Origin of the sequence: Nonomuraea antri (genome assembly GCF_013283785.1) — a bacterium.
Taxonomy (GTDB): domain Bacteria; phylum Actinomycetota; class Actinomycetes; order Streptosporangiales; family Streptosporangiaceae; genus Nonomuraea; species Nonomuraea antri.
Genome location: NZ_JABCPZ010000419.1, coordinates 1 through 4,107 on the forward strand (window position 1 = coordinate 1; position 4,107 = coordinate 4,107).

At 71.5% G+C, this 4,107-nt stretch carries 2 protein-coding genes; both read left to right on the plus strand.

The features are described 5' to 3' along the window. The coding region (locus HII36_RS53605; protein ID WP_173531101.1) for a DUF2637 domain-containing protein at positions 1–1,370 on the plus strand (1,370 nt) is incomplete at its 5' end. A 10-nt stretch (positions 1,371–1,380) separates the two neighbouring features. After that, positions 1,381–3,579: an FtsK/SpoIIIE domain-containing protein gene (locus tag HII36_RS59070; RefSeq protein ID WP_173531102.1), complete on the plus strand. Its 2,199-nt coding sequence runs from the start codon at positions 1,381–1,383 to the stop codon at positions 3,577–3,579. Positions 3,580–4,107 lie beyond the last annotated feature (528 nt).

The window sequence follows — 4,107 nt, forward strand, 5'->3', positions numbered from 1 at the left end:
CGCCCCAGCCCGTCCGCGCCAGCCGCGCCGGAGACCTCGCCGTCCTCTTCGTCGCCGTCGCCGTCACCATCGCAGTCGGCGCCGCCGCCGGCTTCATCAGCTTCCGCCACTTCGTAGCCCTCGCACTCAGCCTCGGCGAACCCTTCGAGCAGGCCATCCTCTACCCCGCCGCCGCCGAGGGCCTCGTCATCATGGCCGGCCTCGTCATGCTCTACTGCAGCCGCCGCACGCTCCCCGTGCCCTGGCTCGCCTGGGTCAGCATGGCGTTCGGCATCCTCGTGGCCCTGACCGTCAACGTCGTCCACGGCTACGCCCGCAGCATCGGCGCCGCGCTCCTCGCCGCCCTCGCCCCGATCGCGTTCGTCGCCTCGTACGAGCTGCTGATGCGGCTCATCCGCCTCGTGCGCCTGGCCGCCACCGCGCCCACCCAGCAGCCCGAGCAGCACGCGAGCAGCCCCGACGTCGTCAAGGTGCCCGTCACCATCAGGCGCGTCGTCAAGGTGCCCGTCGAGACCGTGATCGAGAAGCCGGTCGAAGTCGAAGTCGAGCGCGTCGTCGAGAAGCACGTGCCCGTGACGATTGAGAAGCTCGTCGAGGTGCCCACGCCGGTCGTCCCCGTCGACGCGCTCGACGCCGCACGCATCGCCTACGAGCACAGCCTCACCACACCCGGCCGCCGCCTCGGACAGCGCACTCTTGCGACGCGGTTCAACATCCAGCCGCGCGCCGCCGAGGAGCTCATCAAGGCGTCACAGGAGACCACCGCCGACGGCACCGCCGAGCAGCCCGAGCAGGCCCCCGCTGTGACGGCCCAGGAGCCGCCCGCCGAGACACCCGCCGACCGTCACAGCACCGCCACCGAGACACCCGCCGAGCACGCGCCCGACACCGATCTCGACGAGGAGTCTGTGACGCTCCTGCGGGCCCTCCTCAACGGCCGCCGCGACCGTCACAGCGACCCGCTCGACGACGTCCTCGACGCGCCCACGGCGGGCGGCGGGAACGCTGTCTCACCAGCGGCTGTGACGATCGCCGACAGCGCGGAGACGGCCGCCGACGACCGTCACAGCACGCCCGCAGGCGAGTCTGCCGAACCGGTCTCCGAGGAGGCCGTCGACGAGCCGCCCGTGACGGTTCCGGACGGGGCCGCCGTACCGTCACAGCGCCAGCCGTGGCCGCACCTCGCCGCCGTCTTCCAGGAGCCCGACGAGCTCGTCATCTACGAGGAGCCCGTGACGCTCCCCGACGAGCCCGCGCGGCCGTCACAGCCGCTGCCGATGACGTCCTTCGACAGGGCCATCGTGGCGGCCATCGCCGAGCAGCAGCTCGCCCACAACGGCGCCGGCGCGACCGTCACCGACAACGACTGAGGGAACGCACGTGAGTGATGTCGAGGAGGTGGAGCCGCGCGGCGCGGTCGTACCCATCCGCCGCGCGCCCGCCGAGCCGGTCACCGACGATCTCGTCGTCGTCGACCTCGAGTATTCCCTACCCTCGGAGGGGGAAATACTCGAGGTCGCTGACGACGTCCTTGAGGGCCGCGTCCTCGTCGACCAGGCCACCGACCCGCCACCCACCAGCCGCCTGGCCGTGCTCGCCGAGCGCCGCGCCGACCGGCCGCCCGTCGTCCCCATCTGGCTCCGCTCCCGCGCCACCGCGATCGAGCGGATCAAGTGGGAGACCGAGCACGTCGGCTACATCGGCGCCTACCACCTGGTGCGCGTGCCGGCCTACGCCGGGCGGCTGCTGCGCCGCTCCCCGCGCGGCCTCGGCTGGCTGCTGCGCGACGTGGCCCGGTGGGTGCGCGACATCGAGACCGCGCCGCTGCGGGACACGACCGTGCAGCGCGGCGCCACCGCCGAGTATCTGCTGATCGCCAAAGAGCACCGGGCGCGGGTCCGCTCGCGTCTCATCCAGGCCGCGGGCGCTCTGCTCGTCGCGATCGTCGGCGGGCTGCTCGTGCGCCTGGCCGCGCCGTGGTGGGTGCAGTGGCTCAGCCTCGGCACGGTGCTCGGGCTGCTCGGCCGGTACGGCACGGCCAGCGATCAGCGGGTGTTTGACCGGGCGGTCATCCCCGCGCGAGTCGAGCGGCTCACCTCGGATGTGGTCGTTCGTGCCCTCGGCGCGCTCGGGATCGCCGAGCTGAACAAGGCCGCCGCCCGGCCTGACGGGATCGAGTTCGTCGCACCGATCCGCGAGGACGGGCCAGGCTGGCGCGCGGACATCAACCTCCCCTACGGGGTGACCGCCGCCGACGTCATGGCCGCCCGGCAGCGTCTCGCCTCGGCGCTGCGCCGGCCGCTCGGCGCGGTCTGGCCCGAGCCCGTCTCGGACGCCCACCCGGGCCGCCTGGTGCTGTGGGTCGGCCACGAGGAGATGCGCAAGCAGAAGCAACCCGCCTGGCCGCTGGCCACGGCCGGGCAGTGCGACCTTTTCCAGGCCATCCCCTACGGCAGCGACCAGCGCGGACGCCCGATCAGCGTCGAGCTGATGTTCGGCAACGTCCTCATCGGCGCCATGCCCCGGTACGGGAAGACGTTTGCGCTGCGCGTGCTGCTTATGGCGTGCGCGCTCGACCCCACCGCCGAGCTGCACCTGTGGGAGCTGAAGGGCACCGGCGACCTCAAGGCGTTGGAGCAGGTCGCGCACCGGTACGGGTCCGGGGCGAAGGAGGAGACGTACGCGGCGGCCATGGCTGGCCTGCGGGAGGTGTTCGCCGAGCTGGAGCGCCGCGCCGAGGTCATCAACGACCTGCCCGAGGACCTGTGCCCCGAGTCGAAGGTGACCCGCCGCCTGGCGGACACGCGCGCGCTGCGGCTGCACCCGCTCGTGCTCGCGATCGACGAGTGCCAGGAGCTGTTCGCGCACGAGGAGTTCGGCGAGGAGGCCGGGCGGCTGGCGACCGCGATCATCAAGCGGGGCCCCGCGCTGGGGATCATTCTGCTGCTGGCGACGCAGCGGCCGGACAAGAAGTCGCTGCCGACCAGCATCTCAGCGAACGCGGGTATCCGGATCTGCCTGCGCGTGATGGGGCACATCGAGACCGACATGATCCTCGGCTCGGGCTCACACACCGCAGGCATCCGACCCAGCAATTTCACCAAGAAGGACCAGGGCATCTCGTACGCGGTCGGCATCGACGACGACCCGATCCTTGTCCGGTCGGCCTACCTCGACGCGCCCACCTCGAAGGCCATCGCCGCGCGGGCGCGCGAGCTGCGCGAGCAGGCTGGCACGCTGTCTGGGCACGCGCTCGGCGAGCGGCCGCCCGTGGCGCCGGATCATGACCTGCTGCTCGACGTGCTGGCGGTCGTGGCCCCGGACGAGGAGAAGGTGTGGAACTCGCGCGTGGCGGCTCGGCTGGCCGAGCTGCGGCCGGGCGCGTACGGGCAGTGGGCTGGCCTGGACGACGCCGACCGCACCGCGGCGCTGACATCCGCGCTCAAGCCTTTCGGCGTGCCGGTCGGGCAGGTGTGGGGAACGCTCGACGACGGGGAGGGAGCCAACCGGCGCGGGATCGCGCGGGCCGACGTGGTGCGGCTGACGAACGAGCGGCGGCGCGCGAAGCTCTCCGCCTGAGCGTCGCTGAGGATGCCCTCATTCTCTTCGGAGAGTGGGGCATCTTCGTGTTGTTCAGGCTTGATGTTTGTGCAGGTAGGCGTATGCGCGGGAAGGGTTCCCGAAAGGGTTTCCTGGAAGGGTTCTCCGAACCCATCGGCGAACCCTTGTAGGGGATAAGGGGAAAGGGGAGGTAGTTCTTTAACTACCCCTCTCGTACAAATACAGGTTGTCCCAACTCGGCTCCGCCGAGCCGTGACGCGGCGACGATCATCGAGACGAGCGCATCAAATCCGAGCCGCTCCGCACACAAATTTCGGGCCCCTCGACTAGCAGCGCCCACAGGCCCCACGACCCCCTGAGCCGAGCCTCGGAGGGGTGCGCGCGACGGCCACTAGGACGACTAGACCCCAGGTCAGAGCCCACACGGGCCGCTAGCTCGACTGCTAGACCTAGCACCGGCCAGTGCTAGATCAGGGCGGGATCTAGCAGCCCCAGACAGCCCCTCGACCGGCCCCGCGCACCCCTCCGAGGGGCCTCGCGTACCCC